This is a genomic window from Actinacidiphila sp. bgisy160, assembly GCF_965342435.1.
Lineage (GTDB): Bacteria > Actinomycetota > Actinomycetes > Streptomycetales > Streptomycetaceae > Actinacidiphila.
Map to the genome: position 1 here is coordinate 1 of NZ_CBDRCM010000039.1, position 20570 is coordinate 20570.

The following is a 20570-nucleotide window of genomic DNA, read 5'->3' on the forward strand; positions in this document are numbered from 1 at the left end:
AAGCCGTGCCCCCGGACCCAGTCCGGGGGCACGGCTCTTTGGCGTATCCACACCCGCTGTTCATGTTCAGATCAGCAACGCATCACCCTCCGCGGTGATCCTTGCCGCAACGGGCAAGTGGAGGTGAGCCTGATGCAGCAGTTCCTGGTTCAGGGTGCTGAAGTAGCCGCGCTGGAGGACGAGTTCTCGTCAGCGGTGGACGGGCGTCATGCCGTCGCCCTGGACTCCGCGACCTCCGCGTTGCATCTGGCGCTGCTGTCGCTCGGCATAGGCGCCGGCGAGGAAGTGATCCTGCCGTCGTTCGCGCCGGTGGAGACCGCGGCCGCCGTGCGGCGGGCCGGTGCGGTGCCGGTCTTCGCGGACATCGACCCGCTGACGTTCTGCCTCGACCCGGAGGCCGTGGCGGCCGCGATCACGCCGCTCACGGTCGCGATCCTGCCGGTGCACCTCTTCGGGCACCCCGCGGCCGTCGACCAGATCACCGGCATCGCCGCCCGGCACGGCCTGGCGATCATCGAGGACGCCACCCAGGCCCAGGCGGCGACGCTGGCGGGCCGCCGGGTCGGCACATACGGCGTGCTGAGCGTGTTCGCCGTCGAGGAGGGGGCCGTGGTGACCACGGAGCACCCCGAACTGGCCGGTGCCGTCAAGCGGCTTCGTGACACCGCCCACGCCAAGGCCCGGATGACCGACGGCAAGGCCGCCGTGGGACGCGGAGCGCTGGCGAAGCGCGCCGGTGCCGTCGCCCGGCAGCGGGCCAACTGCCGTTACCTGGACTCTGCCCTGACCGGTGTCCTCGTGCCGTACGTAGAGCCCGGCGCGCACCACGTCTACCACCGCTACACGGTGCGGATACCGGGCAACGGCAGGCCGGACCGGGACGCGTTCGCGATGGCCCTGGCCGCGCGCGGGGTACGCGCGCACGTGAGCATCCCGACGCCCGTGCACCGGCTGCCCGAGTACCGGTCGAGCTCGTATCTGCCCAGGACGGAGAAGGCGGTCGGCGAGACGCTGTCGCTGCCCGTTCACCCGGGCCTGAGGGAGAAGGAGTTGGAGCGGATGGCCGTGGCGTGCAACACGCTCGGCGGCCTGCTCTGAGCCGGTGCGGCGCGGGCCGGTACGTGCCTCGAGCGGATTTCCGAACCAGGCCCTGCATGAGCTAGGATCCTTCACGTCGACGCGCCCCAATAGCTCAGTCGGCAGAGCGTCTCCATGGTAAGGAGAAGGTCTACGGTTCGATTCCGTATTGGGGCTCTGATGAGAAAGGCCCCCGCCGTCCGGCGGGGGCCTTTCCCGTTTGTCCACCCATTCCGTGGATTGCGGCGCTCAGGCGGTCAGTTCCGGGACGCGCATCGCGAGGATGGCCATGTCGTCGGAGGGCGCGTCGGAGGCGAAGCGCTCGACGGCCCGCTGGATGCGGGCCGCGACCGCGCCCGCGGTGAGGCCTGTACAGGTGGCCAGGACGTCGGCGAGGCCGTCGTCGCCCAGCATGCGAGTGCCCTCGCGGCGTTCGGTGACGCCGTCGGTGACGCAGAGCAGGACGTCGCCGGGGTCGAGGGTGACGGTCTGCTCGACGAGTTCCAGGTCCTCGATGACGCCGAGGAGGGGCTGGGGTTCCGCGGCGGGTTCCACGACGCCGCTCTGCCGCAGCCGCAGCGGCAGCGGGTGGCCGGCGCAGACGACCTTCAGGACGGCGCTGCCGTCGCTCTGCGGCCACATCTCGCCGTAGAGAAGGGTGAGGAAGCGGCTGCGGGCTCCTTCGTCCAGGATGGCCGCGTTGAGCCGTTCCAGGACGGAGGGGCCGCTGAAGCCCTCGCGGGCGAGCAGGCGCAGCGCGTGCCGGGCGAGACCCGTCACGGCGGCGGCCTCGGGGCCCGTGCCGCACACGTCGCCGATGGCGAAGCCCCAGCAGCCGTCGCGGATGGGGAACACGTCGTAGAAGTCGCCGCCGACCTCGTTGCCTTCGCCGGCGGCGCGGTAGACGACCTCGACCTCGACACCGGGGATCGCCGGCAGGCCGGGTGGCAGCAGGCTGCGCTGGAGGGACTGGCTGATGGCCGTGCGCTCGCTGTAGAGGCGGGCGTTGTCGAGGGCGAGCGCGGCCCGGCGCGACAGGTCCTCGGCGAGTTCCAGGATCTCCTGGCGGAAGCGTTCATCGGCGGACCTGCCGAGGGTGAGCATGCCGATGACGCGGTTGCGGGCCACGAGGGGCAAAACGACCGTCTCGCCGCCGACGGCGGCGGCGGTCGCCAGGGCCGTGCCGGGCCGGGCCGCCTCGCCGAGGCCCAGGCTGCGCAGGGAGGCGCGCAGAGCGGTGGAGTGCGCCGCGTCGGCGGGGGCGGTCCACACCCGGGCGCCGGGGGTGGGGTCGGGATCGGGCGGGGCGACGCGGGACAGCAGCGCCTTGATGCCGTCGATGCGGTCCTCGTCCTCGTGCAGGACGAAGGCGAGTTCGGGCTCCGAGGCCTGGTCGGCGATGGTGTAGACGGCGCACCAGCTGGCCAGGGTGGGCACGGTCATCTGGGCCATCAGGGCGAGCGTCTGGTCGCGTTCCAGGGTGCCCGCCAGCAGGTCGGAGGCCTCCACCAGGAAGGACAGCGAGCCGCGGCGCAGCCGCTCGAGCTCGGTGAGGCGGGCGCTCTCCACGGCCAGCGCGATGCGGTCGGCGGCGAACTGCAGCCGCAGCGCCTCCTCGTTGGTGTATCGGCCGGGGCTCTCCGCGGCGACGCCGAGCGAGCCGGTGAGGCGGCCCTCGACCTTGAGGGGGACGGTGACGATCGAGCGCATGCCGGTGCCGGCGAGCAGCGGGACGGCACCGGGCACCGCCGTGAGGTCCTCGTGGACGGCGGGCATGCGGGCACTGCCGTACCGGCCGGTGCCGGCCTCGACGGGGACCCGCGCGAAGCGCTGCCGGGCGGAGGGGAGGCCGGTGGAGGCGCGCACCTCCAGCTCGGTCTCGTCGTCGGTGGCGAGGAGCAGGTATGCCGCGTCGCCGTCGAGCATGTCGCGGGCCCGCTCCACGGTGCGCTGCAGCAGGCCGTCGAGGTCGTCGGGGGCGGGGGAGCCGATGAAGGACTCGAAGGGGTCCACGACCTTGCCGCGCTCGCCCCCGCCCTCGACGGTGATCATGCCGCGGCCCGGGTTCTGCAGGACGGCGCGCTCGTCCTCGCGCACCAGCAGGCACACGGTGGACGGCTCGCCGGAGGAGTCGCGGACCCGCAGGTGCGTGCCGTAGACGGGGAGGGTGCGGCCGTCGGCGCCGCGGATGCCGTAGCTGCCCTCCCAGCGGGACAGCCTGAGCGCCTCGGCGATGCCGTGGCCGGTGCCCGGGGTCTGCGGCCAGGCGGCGAAGTCGCCGAGCGGCTTGCCGGTGACCTGCTCGCCGAGGTGGCCGAAGAGCTCGGCGGCGTCCTGGTTCCAGCGGATGATGATGCCGGCGCGGTCGACCTGGACGACGGCGACGCGGACCCGTTCGTCGGCCAGCGGCAGCGCCTGGACGGGCAGGGCCGGGCCCGCGGAGCGGGTGCCCGCGGGGCGCTGGGGGAGGTCGAGGCGGAACCAGACGTGCTTGTTGGCGGCGGTGTACTCCACGCCCCAGCGGCTGGCCAGCGCCGAGCACAGCAGCAGGCCGCGGCCGCCCTCGTGGTCCGGGTGGATCTGCTTCTTGGCGTCGTGGAGCGGCAGATCACGTTCTGGGTAGCGGTCGGCGACCTCGATGCGCACGGCGGACTCGTAGCGCAGGCACTGGACATCCGCGGCGGTGCCGGCGTGGACCACGGCATTGGTGACGAGTTCACTGGTGAGCACGACGGCGTCGTCGACCACCTCGGAAAAGCCCCAGCCCTGGAGGGTGTCGCGGACGAACGCGCGTGCGGTGGCGACCGAGCGTCCCACGGGTTCGAAGGTGGCCGCTGCCCGCGCCGTGATCACAGATCTCCTTGTTTGTCCGGGGACGTCACCGTTTGCCGTCCGCTGTACTGTCACCACCGGCCCCCACTTCGAGGTGTACGCCCGGCCCAAGGTGGGCAACCGCATGCCAGGTTACTTACCCCCGGCGACCGTGTGTGTGCCGGTTGGGGGTGTTCCTGTCCCGATCATGACGCCGGTCATATGCGATGCTGCCGAACTGTTATGGCCGGGCCCGGGCATGGTGAAACACTGGTCATGCCTGAACGAGGCACCTGCAGGTCGGTCGACCCTCCGGGAGGGACACGGTGGAGTCTGGCGCATCGGCGCGAGGCGGCGCGGCATCCGCGGCGAAGCGGGGCGGTTCCGCACGGGTGAAGAACGCGCGGTCGCGTAGGAGCGGACCCGGTACGGGGACCGTGGAGGTCGATTCGGCGGCGCTGAACAGGCTGCTGTCGGCGCTGGAGTCGATGCGGGACGGCAACTTCCGCAAGCGGCTCACGGTCACCGGTGACGGGGTCATGGCGGAGATCTCCGCGGTGTTCAACGAGGTCGCCGACCGCAACCAGCACCTCACCGGTGAGCTGGCGCGGGTGCGGCGGGTCGTGGGCCGCGAGGGCAAGCTCGCCGAACGCCTGGAGACGGGGGTGTGCGAGGGCGCCTGGGCGGCGGCCATCGACGCCTCCAACGCGCTCGTGGACGACCTCGTGCGCCCCATGTCCGAGGTCGGCCGGGTGCTGTCGGCGGTCGCGGAGGGCGACCTGGACCAGCGGATGGACCTGCGCTCGCAGGGCGCCGACGGTTCCGGGCATCCGCTGCGGGGTGAGTTCCTCAAGGTGGGCCGCACCGTCAACGGGCTGGTCGACCAGCTCTCCACGTTCACCGACGAGGTGACCCGGGTGGCGAGCGAGGTCGGCACCGAGGGCAAGCTCGGCGGTCAGGCGCGGGTGCGCGGCATGTCCGGTTCGTGGAAGGACCTCACGGACTCGGTCAACACCATGGCGTCCCGTCTGACGGCCCAGGTGCGCGACATCGCCCTCGTCACGACGGCGGTCGCCAAGGGTGACCTGTCGCGCAAGGTCACCGTGCACGTGGCCGGCGAGATGCTGGAGCTGAAGAACACCGTCAACACGATGGTGGACCAGCTCTCCTCCTTCGCCGCCGAGGTGACCCGCGTCGCGCGCGAGGTGGGCACCGAGGGACAACTGGGCGGCCAGGCCAAGGTGGCCGGTGTCGACGGCGTGTGGAAGGACCTCACGGACTCCGTCAATTTGATGGCCGGCAACCTGACGGCCCAGGTGCGCGACATCGCCCAGGTGACCACGGCGGTCGCCAACGGCGACCTGTCGCAGAAGATCACCATCGGCGCGCGCGGCGAGGTCGCCCAGCTCGCCGAGACGGTCAACGCGATGACCGAGACGCTGCGCACCTTCGCCGACGAGGTGACCCGTGTCGCGGGCGAGGTCGGCGCGGAGGGCCGGCTCGGCGGCCAGGCGCAGGTGCCGGGTGCGGCGGGCATCTGGAAGGACCTCACCGACTCGGTGAACACCGCGTTCCGCAACCTGACCGGCCAGGTGCGGGACATCGCGCAGGTGACGACGGCGGTCGCCAACGGCGACCTGTCGCAGAAGGTCACGGTGGACGTCTCCGGCGAGATGCTGGAGCTGAAGAACACCGTCAACACGATGGTCGACCAGCTGTCGGCCTTCGGTGCCGAGGTGACCCGGGTGGCGCGCGAGGTCGGCGTCGAGGGTGAGCTGGGCGGCCAGGCGCAGGTGCCGGGTGCGGCGGGTCTGTGGAAGGACCTGACGGATTCGGTGAACACCGCGTTCCGCAACCTGACCGGCCAGGTCCGCAACATCGCGCAGGTGACGACGGCGGTCGCCAACGGTGACCTGTCGCAGAAGGTCACGGTGGACGTCTCCGGCGAGATGCTGGAGCTGAAGAACACCGTCAACCGCATGGTGGACCAGCTGTCCTCGTTCGCCGGGCAGGTCACGCGCATGGCCCGGGACGTGGGTACGGAGGGCCGGCTCGGCGGTCAGGCCCGTGTCGACGGCGTGAGCGGCGTGTGGAAGGAGCTGACGGACTCCGTCAACTTCATGGCGGGCAACCTCACCTCGCAGGTCCGCCAGATCGCGCAGGTGACGACGGCGGTGGCCCGCGGTGACCTCTCCCAGAAGGTCGATGTCGACGCGCGCGGCGAGATCCTGGAGCTGAAGAACACCATCAACACGATGGTCGACCAGCTCTCCTCCTTCGCCGAGCAGGTGACCCGGGTGGCCCGCGAGGTGGGCACCGAGGGCCGGCTCGGCGGCCAGGCGCAGGTGCCGGGCGTCGCCGGCGTGTGGCGTGACCTCACCGACTCCGTGAACGGCATGGCGGGCAACCTGACCGCGCAGGTCCGCAACATCGCCCAGGTGGCGACCGCGGTGGCCCGCGGTGACCTCTCCCAGAAGATCGACGTCGACGCGCGCGGCGAGATCCTGGAGCTGAAGAACGTCCTGAACACGATGGTCGACCAGCTCTCCTCCTTTGCCGAGCAGGTGACCCGGGTGGCCCGCGAGGTGGGCACCGAGGGCATCCTGGGCGGCCAGGCCGAGGTGAAGGGTGTGTCGGGTACCTGGAAGGACCTGACGCAGTCCGTCAACTTCATGGCGAACAACCTGACGATGCAGGTCCGCAACATCGCCGAGGTCACCACCGCGGTCGCCCAGGGCGACCTGTCCAAGAAGATCACCGTCGACGCCAAGGGCGAGATCCTCGCCCTGGTCACCACCGTCAACACGATGGTCGACCAGCTGTCCGCGTTCGCCGACGAGGTGACCCGGGTGGCCCGTGAGGTGGGCACCGAGGGCCAGCTGGGCGGCCAGGCGCGGGTGCGGGACGTCTCCGGCATCTGGAAGGACCTCACCGACAACGTCAACCTGATGGCCAACAACCTGACCGGTCAGGTGCGTTCGATCTCCTCCGTCGCCACCGCCGTCGCCAACGGCGACCTCACCAAGAAGATCACCGTCGAGGCGCGCGGCGAGGTCGCCCAGCTCGCCGAGACCATCAACACCATGGTCGACACCCTGTCCGCCTTCGGTGACGAGGTGACCCGGGTGGCCCGCGAGGTGGGCACCGACGGCATCCTCGGCGGCCAGGCGCGCGTGCCGGGCGTGTCCGGCTCGTGGAAGGACCTCACCGAGTCGGTGAACAACATGGCCTCCAATCTGACCGGCCAGGTCCGCAACATCGCCATGGTCACCACGGCCGTCGCCCGCGGCGACCTGTCCAAGAAGATCGACGTCGACGCGCACGGCGAGATCCTGGAGCTGAAGACGACCATCAACACGATGGTCGACCAGCTGTCGGCCTTCGGTGACCAGGTGACCCGGGTGGCCCGTGAGGTGGGCACCGAGGGCCGCCTGGGCGGCCAGGCCCGTGTGCCGGGCGTGTCCGGCATCTGGAAGGACCTCACCGAGTCGGTGAACCTGATGGCGAACAACCTGACCCGTCAGGTGCGCAACATCGCCCAGGTGGCCACGGCGGTGACCCGCGGCGACCTCAACATCCGCACGGACGTGGACGCGGCCGGCGAGATCCTGGAGCTCCAGGACTACATCAACACCATGATCGTCCGGCTCCGCGAGACCACGCTCGCCAACAAGGAGCAGGACTGGCTCAAGGGCAACCTCGCCCGCATCTCCGGTCTGATGCAGGGCCGCCGCGACCTCAACGACGTGGCGGCGCTCATCATGAGCGAGCTGACCCCGGTGGTCTCCGCCCAGCACGGCGCCTTCTTCATCGCGGAGGAGCCGGCCGGCGGGGAGGAGACCGAGGAGGGCTACGAGCTGCGGCTGAGCGGCTCGTACGGCTTCTCCAAGCGGACGATGCCGACGGTGTTCCTGCCCGGCGAGGGGCTGATCGGCACGGCCGCGGTCGAGAAGCGCTCGATCCTGGTGGAGGACGTGCCGCCGGGCTACCTGCGGATCTCCTCCGGTCTCGGGGAGGCGCCGCCCGCCCACGTCATCGTGCTGCCGGTGGTGTTCGAGGACCGGGTGCTCGGCGTGATCGAGCTGGCCTCCTTCCAGCCGCTCACGCAGATCCAGAAGGACTTCCTCGGCCAGATCACCGACATGATCGCGGTCAGCGTGAACACCATCAGCGTGAACACCAAGACCGAGTACCTGCTGGAGCAGTCGCAGGAGCTGACCGAGCAGCTGCGGGAGCGCTCGGCGGAGCTGGAGAACCGGCAGAAGCAGCTGGAGATGTCCAACACCGAGCTGGAGGAGAAGGCGGAGCTGCTGGCCCGTCAGAACCGGGACATCGAGGTGAAGAACACCGAGATCGAGGAGGCCCGGCAGGTCCTGGAGGAGCGCGCCGAGCAGCTGGCCGTCTCCATGCGCTACAAGTCCGAGTTCCTGGCCAACATGTCGCACGAGCTGCGCACCCCGCTCAACTCGCTGCTCATCCTGGCCAAGCTGCTCGCGGACAACGCCGAGGGCAACCTCTCCCCGAAGCAGGTCGAGTTCGCCGAGACGATCCACGGCGCCGGTTCCGATCTGCTGCAGCTCATCAACGACATCCTGGACCTGTCCAAGGTCGAGGCCGGCAAGATGGACGTCAGCCCGACCCGCATCGCCCTGGTCCAGCTGGTCGACTACGTGGAGGCCACCTTCCGCCCGCTCACCGCGGAGAAGGGCCTGGACTTCTCCGTACGGGTCTCCCCGGAGCTGCCCGCCACGCTCCACACCGACGAGCAGCGGCTGCTGCAGGTGCTGCGCAACCTGCTGTCGAACGCGGTGAAGTTCACCGACAGCGGCTCGGTCGAGCTCGTCATCCGCCCGGCCGGTCCCGACGTGCCGCAGGCGATCCGGGAGCAGTTGCTGGAGTCCGGCTCGCTGCGGGGCGCGGACGAGCCGCTGATCGCCTTCTCCGTGACCGACACGGGCATCGGCATCGCGGCGAGCAAGATGCGGGTCATCTTCGAGGCGTTCAAGCAGGCGGACGGCACCACCAGCCGCAAGTACGGTGGTACGGGGCTGGGCCTGTCCATCAGCCGGGAGATCGCGCGGCTGCTCGGCGGGGAGATCCACGCCGACAGCCAGCCCGGCCGCGGCTCGACCTTCACCCTCTACCTGCCGCTCAACACCACCGAACTGCCGCCCCAGGGCTACCCGCAGCTCCCCGGCGGCGAGGCCGGGGAACTCGAGGGAGCGCCGGCCGAGCCGCTGCACGCCCCGGCCCACGGCCACGTGGCGGTCCGCGGCCGGGGCGCGGGCAGCAGCCTGGCCCGGCTGCGCCGGCGTTCCGCGGCACCGCGGCCCGCCACGGCCGCCGGGGCGATGGAGCGCGCCGCACTGCCCGAGTCGTGGGTGGAGGGCGCGCACAGCGACGCCTACACCGGCTTCTCGGGCGGCTTCAGCGGCGAGAAGGTGCTCATCGTCGACGACGACATCCGCAACGTCTTCGCTCTCACCAGCGTGCTGGAGCAGCACGGACTGACCGTCCTGTACGCCGAGAACGGCCGGGAGGGGATCGAGGTCCTGGAGCAGCACGACGACGTCGCGGTCGTCCTGATGGACATCATGATGCCCGAGATGGACGGTTACGCGACGACGGCCGCGATCCGCAGGATGCCCCAGTTCGCGGGGCTGCCGATCATCGCGCTGACGGCGAAGGCGATGAAGGGCGACCGGGAGAAGAGCATCGAGTCCGGGGCGTCCGACTACGTCGCCAAACCGGTGGACACCGACCACCTCCTCGCGGTGATGGAGCAGTGGATGCAGTCCAGGTGACAGCACGTTGGGTGACCGATCGGGCAACGGACGGTGAACGTCCCTGACTCGGCGTGTGTGAAGAGGTGTGGGAGTGCGGGATTCTGGGAACCTTCTGGTCCCCGCCTGCGTTTCCGCTTCGTGCACAGTGACATGGCGGTGACAGGGTGTGGCGGACAGCGGGGTGCGGCTACCATGACCGGCACAAGGACGGGCGGCACTCAGGAGTCGTCCATGGGGGCGGCGACCGGTGCAGTGCCGGGGCGAGGAGGGCGGGCCATGGTGCAGAAGGCCAAGATCCTCCTGGTCGATGACCGGCCGGAGAATCTGCTGGCGCTGGAGGCCATCCTCTCCGCGCTCGATCAGACCCTGGTGCGGGCATCGTCCGGGGAGGAAGCACTCAAGGCGCTGCTCACCGACGACTTCGCGGTGATCCTGCTCGACGTCCAGATGCCGGGCATGGACGGTTTCGAGACCGCTGCGCACATCAAGCGGCGCGAACGCACCCGCGACATCCCGATCATCTTCCTGACCGCCATCAACCACGGGCCGCACCACACCTTCCGCGGCTACGCGGCCGGCGCGGTGGACTACATCTCCAAGCCCTTCGACCCGTGGGTGCTGCGCGCCAAGGTCTCGGTCTTCGTCGAGCTCTACATGAAGAACTGCCAGTTGCGCGAGCAGGCCGCGCTGCTCCGGCTGCAGCTGGAACAGGGCGCGCGGCAGGGCGGCAACGGCGCCAAGGAGCCCGTGGGGCTGCTCGCCGAGCTCTCCGCACGGCTCGCCGCGGTGGAGGAGCAGGCGGAGGCGCTGTCCAAGCAGCTCGACGAGTCGGCCGACGCGGCGGCGGTGGCCACGGCCGCCCACCTGGAGCGCAAGCTGACCGGACTGCGCCGCGCGCTGGACGCGCTGGAACCGGGCACGGGCGGCGGCGACAAGAAGATTCCCCCGCAAGAGTGAGGCGCGTGCGCCGGTTGATGCAGTGTCATCCCTGGCGCATCAGGGGCACGACACGAATGGCGGTATGCGTGGCCACGCGTGTCGTGCACGGGGCGGAACGGTAACCTCACCATCATGGCCTCACGTACGTCGGGCACCGCCAAGAAGGCTGCCGCCAAACCTGCGGCCAAACCCGCGGCCAAGCCCGCGGCGAAGAAGGCCCCCGCGAAGAAGGCGGCGGCCAAGAAGCCGCCTGCCAAGGCGGCGGCCGCCAAACCCGCGCCGTCCCCGACCGGGGGCGTGTACCGGCTCGCGCGAGCGGTGTGGCTCGGACTGGCGCACACCGTGGGCGCCCTCTTCCGCGGCGTCGGGCGCGGCGCGCGCGGGCTCGACCCGGCGCACCGCAAGGACGGCCTGGCGCTGCTGCTGCTCGGCCTCGCGCTGGTCGTCGCCACCGGTACCTGGTCGGATCTGCGCGGCCCGGTGGGCGATCTGGTCGAGATACTGGTCACGGGTCTGTTCGGGCGGCTGGACCTGCTCGTGCCGTTCCTCGTCGGTGCCGTCGTCTGGCGGCTGATGCGCCACCCGCAGAAGTCCGACGCCAACGGGCGCATCGTCATCGGCCTGACCACCCTCACCGTCGGCGTGCTGGGCCTGGTGCACATCGGCTGCGGTTCCCCAGGACGCGGGCAGGGCGCCGACGCGATCCGCGACGCGGGCGGTCTGATCGGCTGGGCGGCGTCCGCGCCGCTCGACTACACCGTCGGCGCGCCACTGGCGGTGGCGCTGCTGGCGCTGCTGACCTTCTTCGGGCTGCTGGTCACCACCGCGACCCCGGTCAACGCCATTCCCCGGCGGCTGCGCGAACTCGGCATCCGGCTGGGCCTGGTGGAGGAGCAGGACACCGCCGGGGCCGAGGACGACGCCGTGCCCTTCAGCGACCTGCTGGAGGAGGAGACCGCCCCGCAGGACGGCGGGGAGAGGCCGCGCCGCCGCTCCCGGCGCCGCCAGGAGCGGCCGGAGCTGCCCGATCTCACGCCCAGCGACGGCCTGGACGCGGTCGGCCTCGCCTACGGCGTGGCCGCCGACCTCGACGGCGCCCTCGCCTACGGTGTGCCCGGTTCCTCCGTCGTCGCGGACCTCGTCAGCCACTCCCTGCCGCAGACCCGGGACACCGGGGACAGCGGTGAGACCGAGGACCCCGCCGGCCGGTCCGTGCCCGACCTCACCAAGGCCGCGGCGCCCGAGCAGGGCCAGCCGCTGCCGCCGCGCGCCGAGCAGCTCCAGCTGTCCGGCGACATCACCTACGGCCTGCCGTCCCTGGACCTGCTGGAGCGCGGCGGTCCGGGACGTACCCGCAGCGCCGCCAACGACGCCGTGGTCGAGTCGCTGACGAGTGTCTTCTCGCAGTTCAAGGTCGACGCACGGGTCACCGGGTTCACCCGCGGCCCGACGGTGACCCGCTACGAGGTGGAACTCGGCCAGGCCGTCAAGGTGGAGCGGATCACGGCGCTCGCCAAGAACATCGCGTACGCCGTGGCGAGTCCGGACGTGCGGATCATCAGCCCGATTCCCGGCAAGTCGGCGGTCGGCATCGAGATCCCCAACAGCGACCGGGAGATGGTCAACCTCGGCGACGTGCTGCGCTCGGCGGAAGCCGCCGGCGAGGAGCACCCGATGACGGTGGGCCTTGGCAAGGACGTCGAGGGCGGCTACGTCATGGCCAACCTCGCGCGCATGCCGCACATCCTCGTCGCGGGCGCCACCGGGTCCGGCAAGTCCTCCTGCATCAACTGCCTGATCACCTCGGTCCTGGCGCGCGCCACGCCCGACGAGGTGCGGATGGTGCTGGTCGACCCCAAGCGCGTCGAGCTGACCGCGTACGAAGGCGTCCCGCACCTCATCACCCCGATCATCACCAACCCCAAGCGGGCCGCCGAGGCATTGCAGTGGGTCGTGCGCGAGATGGACCTGCGCTACGACGACCTGGCCGCCTACGGCTTCCGGCACATCGACGACTTCAACGCGGCCGTGCGGGGCGGCAAGGTGAAGCCGCCGGAGGGCAGCGAGCGTGAGCTCGCGCCCTACCCCTACCTGCTGGTGATCGTGGACGAGCTGGCCGACCTGATGATGGTCGCGCCACGGGACGTGGAGGACGCGATCGTCCGCATCACCCAGCTCGCCCGGGCCGCGGGCATCCACCTCGTGCTGGCCACCCAGCGGCCCAGCGTCGACGTCGTCACGGGTCTCATCAAGGCCAACGTGCCCTCCAGGCTGGCCTTCGCGACCTCCTCGCTCGCCGACAGCCGGGTCATCCTCGACCAGGCGGGCGCCGAGAAGCTGATCGGAAAGGGTGACGGGCTGTTCCTGCCGATGGGCGCGAACAAGCCGGTCCGCATGCAGGGCGCCTTCGTCACCGAGGAGGAGATCCACGCCGTCGTCGCCCACTGCAAGGCGCAGTTGACCCCCAGGTACCGAGACGACGTGGTCGTCGGCTCGGGGCCGAAGAAGGAGATCGACGAAGAGATCGGCGACGATCTGGACCTGTTGTGCCAGGCGGCGGAACTGGTCGTCTCCACTCAATTCGGGTCGACTTCGATGCTCCAGCGGAAACTGCGTGTCGGCTTCGCGAAAGCGGGCAGGCTCATGGACCTGATGGAATCGCGCGGGATCGTCGGGCCCAGCGAGGGGTCGAAGGCCCGTGACGTACTGGTCAAGCCGGACGAGATGGACGGAGTGCTCGCCCTGCTCCGCGGCGAGGCCGGTTCGTAGCCATTCCGTGGCTCACTCGTAAGTGGGCTGGACGCAACCGTTGCTCCCGCCCGTACGTCAAGTTAGTGCAGGGGGAAGGCGTATGGCCGACTGTCATCGGCGCCGCGAAAGACGGCAATCCTGATGGCGGACAAACAACGCCCGCCCGCTTGCCCGTCCTTTTGCACACCCCCCTAGACTGAGTCCCCAGCAGGTGGCTACACGCTCGAAAGGCGCCCCCGTGTCCATCGGCAACCCGCCCCCCGACGACCGGCTCTCGGTCGGTCGCGCCCTCGCCCAGGCCCGCGTCGCAGCGGGTCTGACCGTCGACGAGGTCAGTACCACAACGCGTGTGCGCCCGCCCATCGTGCACGCGATCGAGCAGGACGATTTCTCCCGCTGTGGCGGCGATGTGTACGCCCGCGGCCACATCAGGGCGCTCGCGCGCGCCGTCGGCCTCGATCCCGAGGCCCTGATCGAGCAGTTCTCGGCGGAGCACGGCAGTGCGCCCGCCCCGACCCCCGTGGCGCCGCTGTACGAAGCGGAGCGGATGCGGTCCGAGCCTCGCCGCCCCAACTGGACCGCCGCCATGGTCGCGGCGATCGTCGCCGTCGTCGGTTTCGTCGGCTTCACCCTCTTCAACGGTGGTGAGGACGGCGGCAAGGAGCCGGTGGCCGGCAAGCCGAGCGCGGCGAGCCCGGAAGCGAAGCCCTCCGGCAACCCCACGAGCACCGCGCCGGGGCCCGAGGCTTCCGACAGCGCGATCGCCGCCGCGCCGGCGGACAAGGTCACGGTCAAACTCACCGCCCAGAACGGCAAGAGCTGGATCCAGGCGGTGGACAGCAACGGGCGACAGCTCTACCAGGGGAGCCTGGAGTCGGGCGCCTCCAAGACCTTCACCGACAAGAGCAAGATCAACCTCATCATCGGCAACGCGGGCGCGGTCCATCTCTTCGTCAACGGCAAGGACCTCGGCCCGGCGGGTGACCCCGGTCAGGTCCAGCGCCTCACCTTCACCCCCGGCGACCCGGAAGCGGGGTGACGCCCGCTTCCACGGGCGCGCACGGACACCGCGGCGCCCGGCGCGGGACACCCGTCCCGGCGCCGGGCGCCGCTGCGCGTCGGAGCCCGGCCAGGGACAAAGTAGGCTGAGCCTATGTCCGAACCCCGTACCGTCGCTCTTGTCACGCTCGGCTGCGCCCGTAACGAGGTGGATTCCGAGGAGCTCGCCGGCCGGCTGGCGGCGGACGGGTGGCAGCTCGTCGAGGACGCCGCCGCCGCCGACGTGGCCGTCGTGAACACCTGCGGCTTCGTCGAGGCCGCCAAGAAGGACTCCGTCGACGCCCTGCTGGAGGCCAACGACCTCAAGGGCCACGGCCGTACCCAGGCCGTGGTCGCGGTCGGCTGCATGGCCGAACGCTACGGCAAGGAGCTGGCCGAGGCCCTGCCCGAGGCCGACGGCGTGCTCGGCTTCGACGACTACGCGAACATCTCCGACCGCCTGCGGACGATCCTCTCCGGCGGCGTCCACGCCTCGCACACCCCGCGTGACCGCCGCAAGCTGCTCCCGATCAGCCCGGCCGCCCGGCAGGCCGCGAGCCAGGTCGCGCTGCCCGGCCACGCGCAGGCCGCCGCGGAGCCGGCCCCCGCCCCGCAGGACCTGCCCGAGGGGCTCGCACCGGCCTCCGGGCCGCGCGCCCCGCTCCGCCGCCGTCTGGACAACAGCCCGGTCGCCTCGGTGAAGCTGGCCTCCGGCTGTGACCGCCGCTGCTCCTTCTGCGCCATCCCGTCCTTCCGGGGCTCCTTCATCTCCCGCCGCCCCTCGGACGTGCTCGGCGAGACGCGCTGGCTGGCCGAGCAGGGCGTCAAGGAGGTCATGCTGGTCAGCGAGAACAACACCTCGTACGGCAAGGACCTCGGTGACATCCGGCTGCTGGAGACGCTGCTGCCGGAGCTGGCCGCCGTCGACGGCATCGAGCGGATCCGGGTCAGCTACCTGCAGCCCGCCGAGATGCGCCCGGGCCTGATCGACGTGCTCACCTCGACGCCGAAGGTCGCGCCCTACTTCGACCTGTCCTTCCAGCACTCCGCCCCCGGGGTGCTGCGCGCGATGCGCCGCTTCGGCGACACCGAGCGCTTCTGGGGCCTGCTGGACACCATCCGCTCCAAGGCGCCCGAGGCCGGGGTCCGCTCCAACTTCATCGTCGGCTTCCCGGGCGAGTCGGAGGCGGACCTGGAGGAACTGGAGCGCTTCCTGGGCGCCGCCCGGCTCGACGCCATCGGCGTCTTCGGCTACTCCGACGAGGAGGGCACCGAGGCGGCCGGCTACGAGGACAAGCTCGACGAGGACGTCGTCGCCGAGCGGCTGGCCCGCGTGTCGCGGCTGGCCGAGGAGCTGACCGCACAGCGTGCCGAGGAGCGGCTGGGCTCGACGGTGCACGTGCTGGTCGAGTCCGTCGACGAGGAGGAGGGCGCGGTCGGCCGCGGTGCCCACCAGGCGCCGGAGACCGACGGCCAGGTCGTCCTGACCTCCCACGCGGGCCTGGTGCCCGGAACGTTCGTCGCGGCGAAGGTGGTGGACACCGAAGGCGTCGACCTCGTCGCGGAGCCGCTTGGCACGACGGAGGAGGCCCGCGGATGACAGGAGTCCCGGCGTCCGCCGCCGGCAACCACCGGCCCGCAGCCGCAGCCCCGGTGGCCGCGGCCCGGCGGCCTTCGCTGTGGAACATCGCCAACGTCCTGACGATGGTGAGGCTGCTGCTGGTGCCAGGCTTCGTCGTGCTGCTCGTGCACGGCGACGGGCACGACCCGGCGTGGCGCTCCTTCGCGTGGGCGGCGTTCGCCATCGCGATGATCACCGATCTGTTCGACGGCGAGCTGGCCCGGCGCTACGGGCTGGTCACCGACTTCGGCAAGATCGCCGACCCGATCGCCGACAAGGCGATCATGGGCGCGGCCCTGATCGGGCTCTCCGCCCTCGGGGACCTGCCCTGGTGGGTCACCGCGCTGATCCTCTTCCGTGAGCTGGGCATCACGCTGATGCGGTTCTGGGTGATCCGCTGGGGAGTGATCCCGGCCAGCCGCGGCGGCAAGCTGAAGACGCTCACCCAGGGCGTCGCCGTCGGCATGTACATCCTGATCCTCACCGGGCCGCTGGCGACGCTGCGGGCGGTCCTGATGGGCGCCGCGGTGGTACTGACCGTCGTGACGGGCCTGGACTACGTGCGTCAGGCGGTCGTCATGCGCCGGGCCGGGCTGGCCGCGCGGCACTCGGCCGCCGCGCGCCGGGCGCGCGAGGGGGCGGACGAGCCGGAGGCCGAGATCGCGGAGGACGCTCCGGTGGAGTTCCCGGAGGAGCAGGGACAGGGCGCGTGAACGTCGCCGCCGAGGTTCTGGGGCTGCTGGAGGCGCGGCGGGAGTCGCTCGCCGTCGCCGAGTCGCTGACCGGCGGCCTCGTCGCCGCCGAGCTGACCTCGGTGCCGGGCGCGTCCGCGTCCTTCCGCGGCTCGGTCACCGCGTACGCCACCGAACTGAAGCGGGACGTGCTGGGCGTGGACGGCGCCCTGCTGGCCGAACGCGGGGCCGTCGACCCCGACGTCGCACGGGGGATGGCGGAGGGCGTGCGGCGCGTCCTGCGCGCCGACTGGGGGCTGTCCACCACCGGTGTCGCCGGGCCCGACCCGCAGGACGGGCAGCCGGTCGGGACGGTCTACGTGGCGGTCGCCGGGCCGACCGGCTCGTGGTGCGAGAGACTGCAGTTGAACGGCGACCGTGCCGCGATCCGTACCACCACCGTGAACGCCGTTCTGACCCTCTTGCAGCAGACGCTTCCGACGGGCGGGGGAACACCCGGCGAATCCCCGACGGCGAAGGGTAGGGAAGACAGCGGGGGGAAGGGATGTTTGCAGCCCTGAGTGAACACGTCATCGCTCCCCGCACGGCCGGTGTCGGAGGCGGTACGGTGGGGCAAGAAGGTTGCGAATTCGCGGTCCGAGGAGGGAGCCACCGATGATTCTGCTCCGTCGCCTGCTCGGTGACGTGCTGCGTCGGCAGCGCCAGCGTCAGGGCCGCACCCTGCGTGAGGTCTCCTCATCCGCCCGGGTCTCCCTGGGCTATCTGTCGGAGGTCGAACGAGGGCAGAAGGAGGCTTCCTCCGAACTGCTCTCCGCGATCTGTGACGCCTTGGACGTCCCGATGTCCGAGGTGATGCGGGAGGTCAGCGACGATCTGGCGCTTGCCGAGCTCGCCGAGTCGGCTGCTGTCGAGTCGGCAGCCGCGCCTATGCGGCCGCTGCTGGGCGCGGTTCCGTCCGTACCGTCCGGTCCGGACGAGCGAGTCACCATCAAGGCGCCGAAGGCGCCCACCGAGGCCGTGGACGTCGTCGCGGCCTGAGCGACACCAAGCAGTTCCGAACCGTGGTCCCGGCCGGTGGACAACCGGCCGGGGCCACGGCGCGTCCGCGTTTGGTCCGCTGCTCCGGGGAAGGCGCCCATGAGGCGGACCGTCGTGGAGGCGGTCCTGCGATGCCAGGCAATTCGCGAGGAGGAGCAGCATGACCGTCGTGAAGAGCACGCTGCCCGAGGCCGACCGCAGCATCGTGGGTGAGGCCCTGCAGCACACCCTCAGCGACCTCATCGATCTGTCGCTCGTCGCCAAGCAGGTGCACTGGAACGTGATCGGGACGCGCTTCCGGTCGGTCCACCTCCAGCTCGACGACGTGGTGACCACGGCGCGGACCTACGCCGACACCGTCGCGGAGCGGGCGGCCGCGATCGGGGTGACGCCGGACGGGCGCGCGGGGACGGTGTCCAAGAGCAGCAGCATCGACGAGGTGCCGGACGGGTGGATCAAGGACGAGAAGGTGGTCGCGATCATGGTCACGGCGCTGGACGCCGTGATCAGGCGGGTGCGTGAGGGGATCAGGGCGACGGAGAAGCCCGATCCGGTGAGCCAGGACATCCTGATCGGCCTCGCGGCCGAGCTCGAGAAGCACCACTGGATGTTCCAGGCCGAGAACGTGTAGGCCGGCGGGGCGCCAGGCGGCGCCCCGGGCCGGTCGCCCTGGGTTGTCTTCGGACGGGGAATGTCGCAGGTAGTAGCCGTGCATGTACTCCTTTCGGGTGAACGTTGTGAGGGGCGGGGCGGCAGAGGTCTAGCGATCTTGTCCGCAGGGGATCGCACCTGTGTACGGGGAAAGCCCGGGACTGGGTCCTTGGTGATTCCCGCCGCAACCTCGGGGCTCCGAAGGAGGCGGCCATGCATGCTCTCCGCCTGTTTCACGAGCTGTGGGCCCGGCGGCCGGTCCGCTGGGCGATCGCTTTCGTCGCGGGTGTGGTGTGGTGGTGGGCCCTGCTGAGGCTCATCGTCCAGCCCGCGCAGGCAGGCTCCTTCGAGGGCCTGGTCGTCGCCGGTGGCTGGGGGCTCAGCATCGTCCCCCTGCACTCGGCGAGGTGGTCACGGGGATCGTCATCCGCAGCTCGGGCGGGTGTCCGTGAGGTTGGGGAACCGGCACCGGGAGGGCTGCCGGGAAGAGTCCCGGGACCGCGAAATCAGTCACTGCCAGGGCATGACGACGCCCCTGTTGGGGCGCAGGATCTGGCCGGTCGTGAAGGCTGAGGCGTCGGAGGCCGGGAAGAGCACGGTGTGCGCCACGTCCTGCGGGTCGCCCACACGGCCCAGGGGCGCGGCGCGCGCCAGCGCCTCCTCGGCACGGGCCTGGGACCGTTCGTCCAAGAGGCCGTCGGGGCCCGTGCCGTAGGGCTGGTCATCGGGTGCGGCCGAAGCCGGGCACCACGGCGGGCCGAAGCCGGGTGCCACGGCGGGCCGAAGCCGGGTGCCACGGCGTTGGCCCGTACCCCGTAGGGCCGCAGCCGCGCGGCGAGGTCCGGGTCGGCTGGACGACGGCGGCGTTGGAGGCGCAGTGGCAGAGCGGCCCGCGGGCGCCGGTGTCGATGGCGCCGGAGGCCATGGTGACCTGGTGACGACGCTGCCCGTACCGTGCCCGGTCATCGGGCGGGCCGCCTCGCGGGCGCAGCGTCGGTGTCCAGGAGGGTGCCGGAGCGCATGACGCCCGCGATGGCGGCCGGGACGACCAGCCGTCCGTGGGCGGCCACGGCGCCCGCGACGGCCTCGGCCGCCTGCGCGCGTCGTGACGTCCACGGCGCGCGCCCGCGCGACGCCGCCGGCCTGCACCTCCGGCTCGGCGGTGTGCCGGGCGCGGCTCGCCCACGTCCGCGCAGAAGACGGTGGCCCCGGCCCGGGCGAGCAGCAGCGCCGAGGCCCGGCCGATGCCACTGGCGGCACCCGCGACCAGGGCGGTGCGCCCGGTGAGGTCGTACGCCGGTACGGCCATGCGGCGACCGCACGACCGGATCTGACAGGCCGTCAATCAGTGTGAGCGTGCCGCGGGCGCGGGGCCGCGCTGGCAGCGCGGGCACCAGTACGTCGCGCGGGTCTGGCCGGGCGGACCCAGCTCGGCGACGCGGATCGCCGTCCCGCAGCGCAGGCAGCCGTGCCGGTCGCGGCGGTAGACCCAGTGCGTCCGGCCGCGCCGGGTGTCGCCCGTGGTGATGTGGCCGTGCCGGGTCTTGTTGGCCTGCAGCAGCCTCCTGGCGAGTGCGACGACCTGTTCGGGCTCGGGGACCTCGCCGACCGGCATCCAGGGCGTGATGCCGCGCAGGAAGCACAGCTCGCACTTGTAGACGTTGCCGATGCCCGCGAGATTGCGCTGGTCCAGCAGCGCGTCTCCGACCGGGCGGGCCGGGTCGGCGGTCAGCCGGCGCACCGCCTCGGCCGGATCCCAGTCCGGGCCCAGCAGATCGGGGCCGAGGTGGCCGACGGCCCGGTCCTCCTCGGCGGTGCGCAGCAGCTCCAGCACGGGCAGCCGGTAGCCGACCGCGACCCGCTCGGCATTGGCCAGGACCGCCCGGACCTGGTGTTCCGGGCCGCCCCGCCAGCGCTCACCGGGCGCGTACAACTGCCAGGAACCGTCCATGCGCAGGTGCGAGTGGAGGGTCAGCCCGCCCTCGACCCGGATCAGCAGGTGCTTGCCGCGGGCCACGACCTCCTCCACGTGACGTCCCGACAGATCGGCCGTCGCCAGCCGCGGCACGCGCAGGTCCGTGCGGAGCAGCTCGTGCCCCGCCAGTGCCCAGTGCAGCCGGTGCGCGGCCAGCCAGATCGTGTCGCCCTCGGGCACCGATCCCCCTG

13 protein-coding genes and 1 tRNA gene are annotated in these 20570 nt (G+C 71.5%); 11 read left to right on the forward strand and 3 right to left on the reverse strand.

Features of this window, described 5'->3' with window-relative positions:
• Nucleotides 1-123: 123 nt before the first annotated feature.
• Both ACRWNP_RS26055 and ACRWNP_RS26060 read left to right on the forward strand, forming a co-directional pair.
• Entirely contained in the window at nt 124-1098 is a 975-nt protein-coding gene (locus ACRWNP_RS26055) for a DegT/DnrJ/EryC1/StrS family aminotransferase (protein ID WP_431965398.1), read from the forward strand.
• A gap of 83 nt (nt 1099-1181) precedes the next feature.
• Nucleotides 1182-1254: transfer RNA gene (locus ACRWNP_RS26060), tRNA-Thr, on the forward strand.
• Between the two features lie 72 nt (nt 1255-1326).
• Here the strand turns inward: ACRWNP_RS26060 and ACRWNP_RS26065 are convergent.
• The gene (locus ACRWNP_RS26065) at nt 1327-3930 is read right to left on the reverse strand and encodes a SpoIIE family protein phosphatase (protein ID WP_431965400.1); all 2604 of its coding nucleotides are present in this window, start codon (nt 3928-3930) and stop codon (nt 1327-1329) included.
• Nucleotides 3931-4214: 284 nt separating this feature from the next.
• On the opposite strand from ACRWNP_RS26065, the gene ACRWNP_RS26070 reads away from it, so the two are divergent.
• The 9 genes from ACRWNP_RS26070 (at nt 4215) to ACRWNP_RS26110 (ending at nt 18384) form a co-directional block, all read left to right on the forward strand.
• Complete coding sequence (locus tag ACRWNP_RS26070) at nt 4215-9692, forward strand: HAMP domain-containing protein (RefSeq protein WP_431965402.1); 5478 nt, start codon at nt 4215-4217, stop codon at nt 9690-9692.
• A gap of 258 nt (nt 9693-9950) precedes the next feature.
• Nucleotides 9951-10631: a response regulator gene (locus ACRWNP_RS26075; protein WP_431965404.1), complete on the forward strand. Its 681-nt coding sequence runs from the start codon at nt 9951-9953 to the stop codon at nt 10629-10631.
• Between the two features lie 114 nt (nt 10632-10745).
• Nucleotides 10746-13382 (forward strand): DNA translocase FtsK, encoded by a 2637-nt coding sequence (locus ACRWNP_RS26080; protein WP_431965406.1) that lies wholly within the window; start codon nt 10746-10748, stop codon nt 13380-13382.
• 220 nt (nt 13383-13602) lie between these two features.
• On the forward strand, nt 13603-14403 hold the full coding sequence (locus ACRWNP_RS26085; protein WP_431965408.1) for a helix-turn-helix domain-containing protein: 801 nt from the start codon (nt 13603-13605) through the stop codon (nt 14401-14403).
• 114 nt (nt 14404-14517) lie between these two features.
• Entirely contained in the window at nt 14518-16002 is a 1485-nt protein-coding gene (gene rimO / locus ACRWNP_RS26090) for a 30S ribosomal protein S12 methylthiotransferase RimO (protein WP_431965410.1), read from the forward strand.
• Nucleotides 15999-16736 (forward strand): CDP-diacylglycerol--glycerol-3-phosphate 3-phosphatidyltransferase, encoded by a 738-nt coding sequence (gene pgsA / locus ACRWNP_RS26095; RefSeq protein ID WP_431965412.1) that lies wholly within the window; start codon nt 15999-16001, stop codon nt 16734-16736. Before rimO ends, pgsA begins: the two co-directional genes overlap by 4 nt.
• A complete protein-coding gene (locus ACRWNP_RS26100) occupies nt 16733-17275 on the forward strand; it encodes a CinA family protein (RefSeq protein WP_431965414.1) in 543 nt (180 codons plus the stop codon). Before pgsA ends, ACRWNP_RS26100 begins: the two co-directional genes overlap by 4 nt.
• Nucleotides 17276-17369: 94 nt before the next feature.
• A complete protein-coding gene (locus ACRWNP_RS26105) occupies nt 17370-17753 on the forward strand; it encodes a helix-turn-helix domain-containing protein (protein ID WP_089228334.1) in 384 nt (127 codons plus the stop codon).
• A gap of 160 nt (nt 17754-17913) precedes the next feature.
• Nucleotides 17914-18384, forward strand: a complete 471-nt coding sequence (locus ACRWNP_RS26110) for a Dps family protein (RefSeq protein WP_431965416.1) — start codon at nt 17914-17916, stop codon at nt 18382-18384.
• A gap of 530 nt (nt 18385-18914) precedes the next feature.
• Here the strand turns inward: ACRWNP_RS26110 and ACRWNP_RS26115 are convergent.
• Entirely contained in the window at nt 18915-19094 is a 180-nt protein-coding gene (locus ACRWNP_RS26115) for an SDR family oxidoreductase (protein WP_431965418.1), read from the reverse strand.
• Nucleotides 19095-19749: 655 nt separating this feature from the next.
• Nucleotides 19750-20559 (reverse strand): DNA-formamidopyrimidine glycosylase family protein, encoded by an 810-nt coding sequence (locus ACRWNP_RS26120; protein WP_431965420.1) that lies wholly within the window; start codon nt 20557-20559, stop codon nt 19750-19752.
• Nucleotides 20560-20570 lie beyond the last annotated feature (11 nt).

Bases quoted from the DNA above. Each gene is read 5' to 3' on its own strand.
- ACRWNP_RS26075 (WP_431965404.1), top strand. From the start codon at position 9,951: ATGGTGCAGAAGGCCAAGATCCTCCTGGTCGATGACCGGCCGGAGAAT.
- ACRWNP_RS26080 (WP_431965406.1), top strand. From the start codon at position 10,746: ATGGCCTCACGTACGTCGGGCACCGCCAAGAAGGCTGCCGCCAAACCT.
- rimO (WP_431965410.1), top strand. From the start codon at position 14,518: ATGTCCGAACCCCGTACCGTCGCTCTTGTCACGCTCGGCTGCGCCCGT.
- pgsA (WP_431965412.1), top strand. From the start codon at position 15,999: ATGACAGGAGTCCCGGCGTCCGCCGCCGGCAACCACCGGCCCGCAGCC.
- ACRWNP_RS26105 (WP_089228334.1), top strand. From the start codon at position 17,370: ATGATTCTGCTCCGTCGCCTGCTCGGTGACGTGCTGCGTCGGCAGCGC.
- ACRWNP_RS26110 (WP_431965416.1), top strand. From the start codon at position 17,914: ATGACCGTCGTGAAGAGCACGCTGCCCGAGGCCGACCGCAGCATCGTG.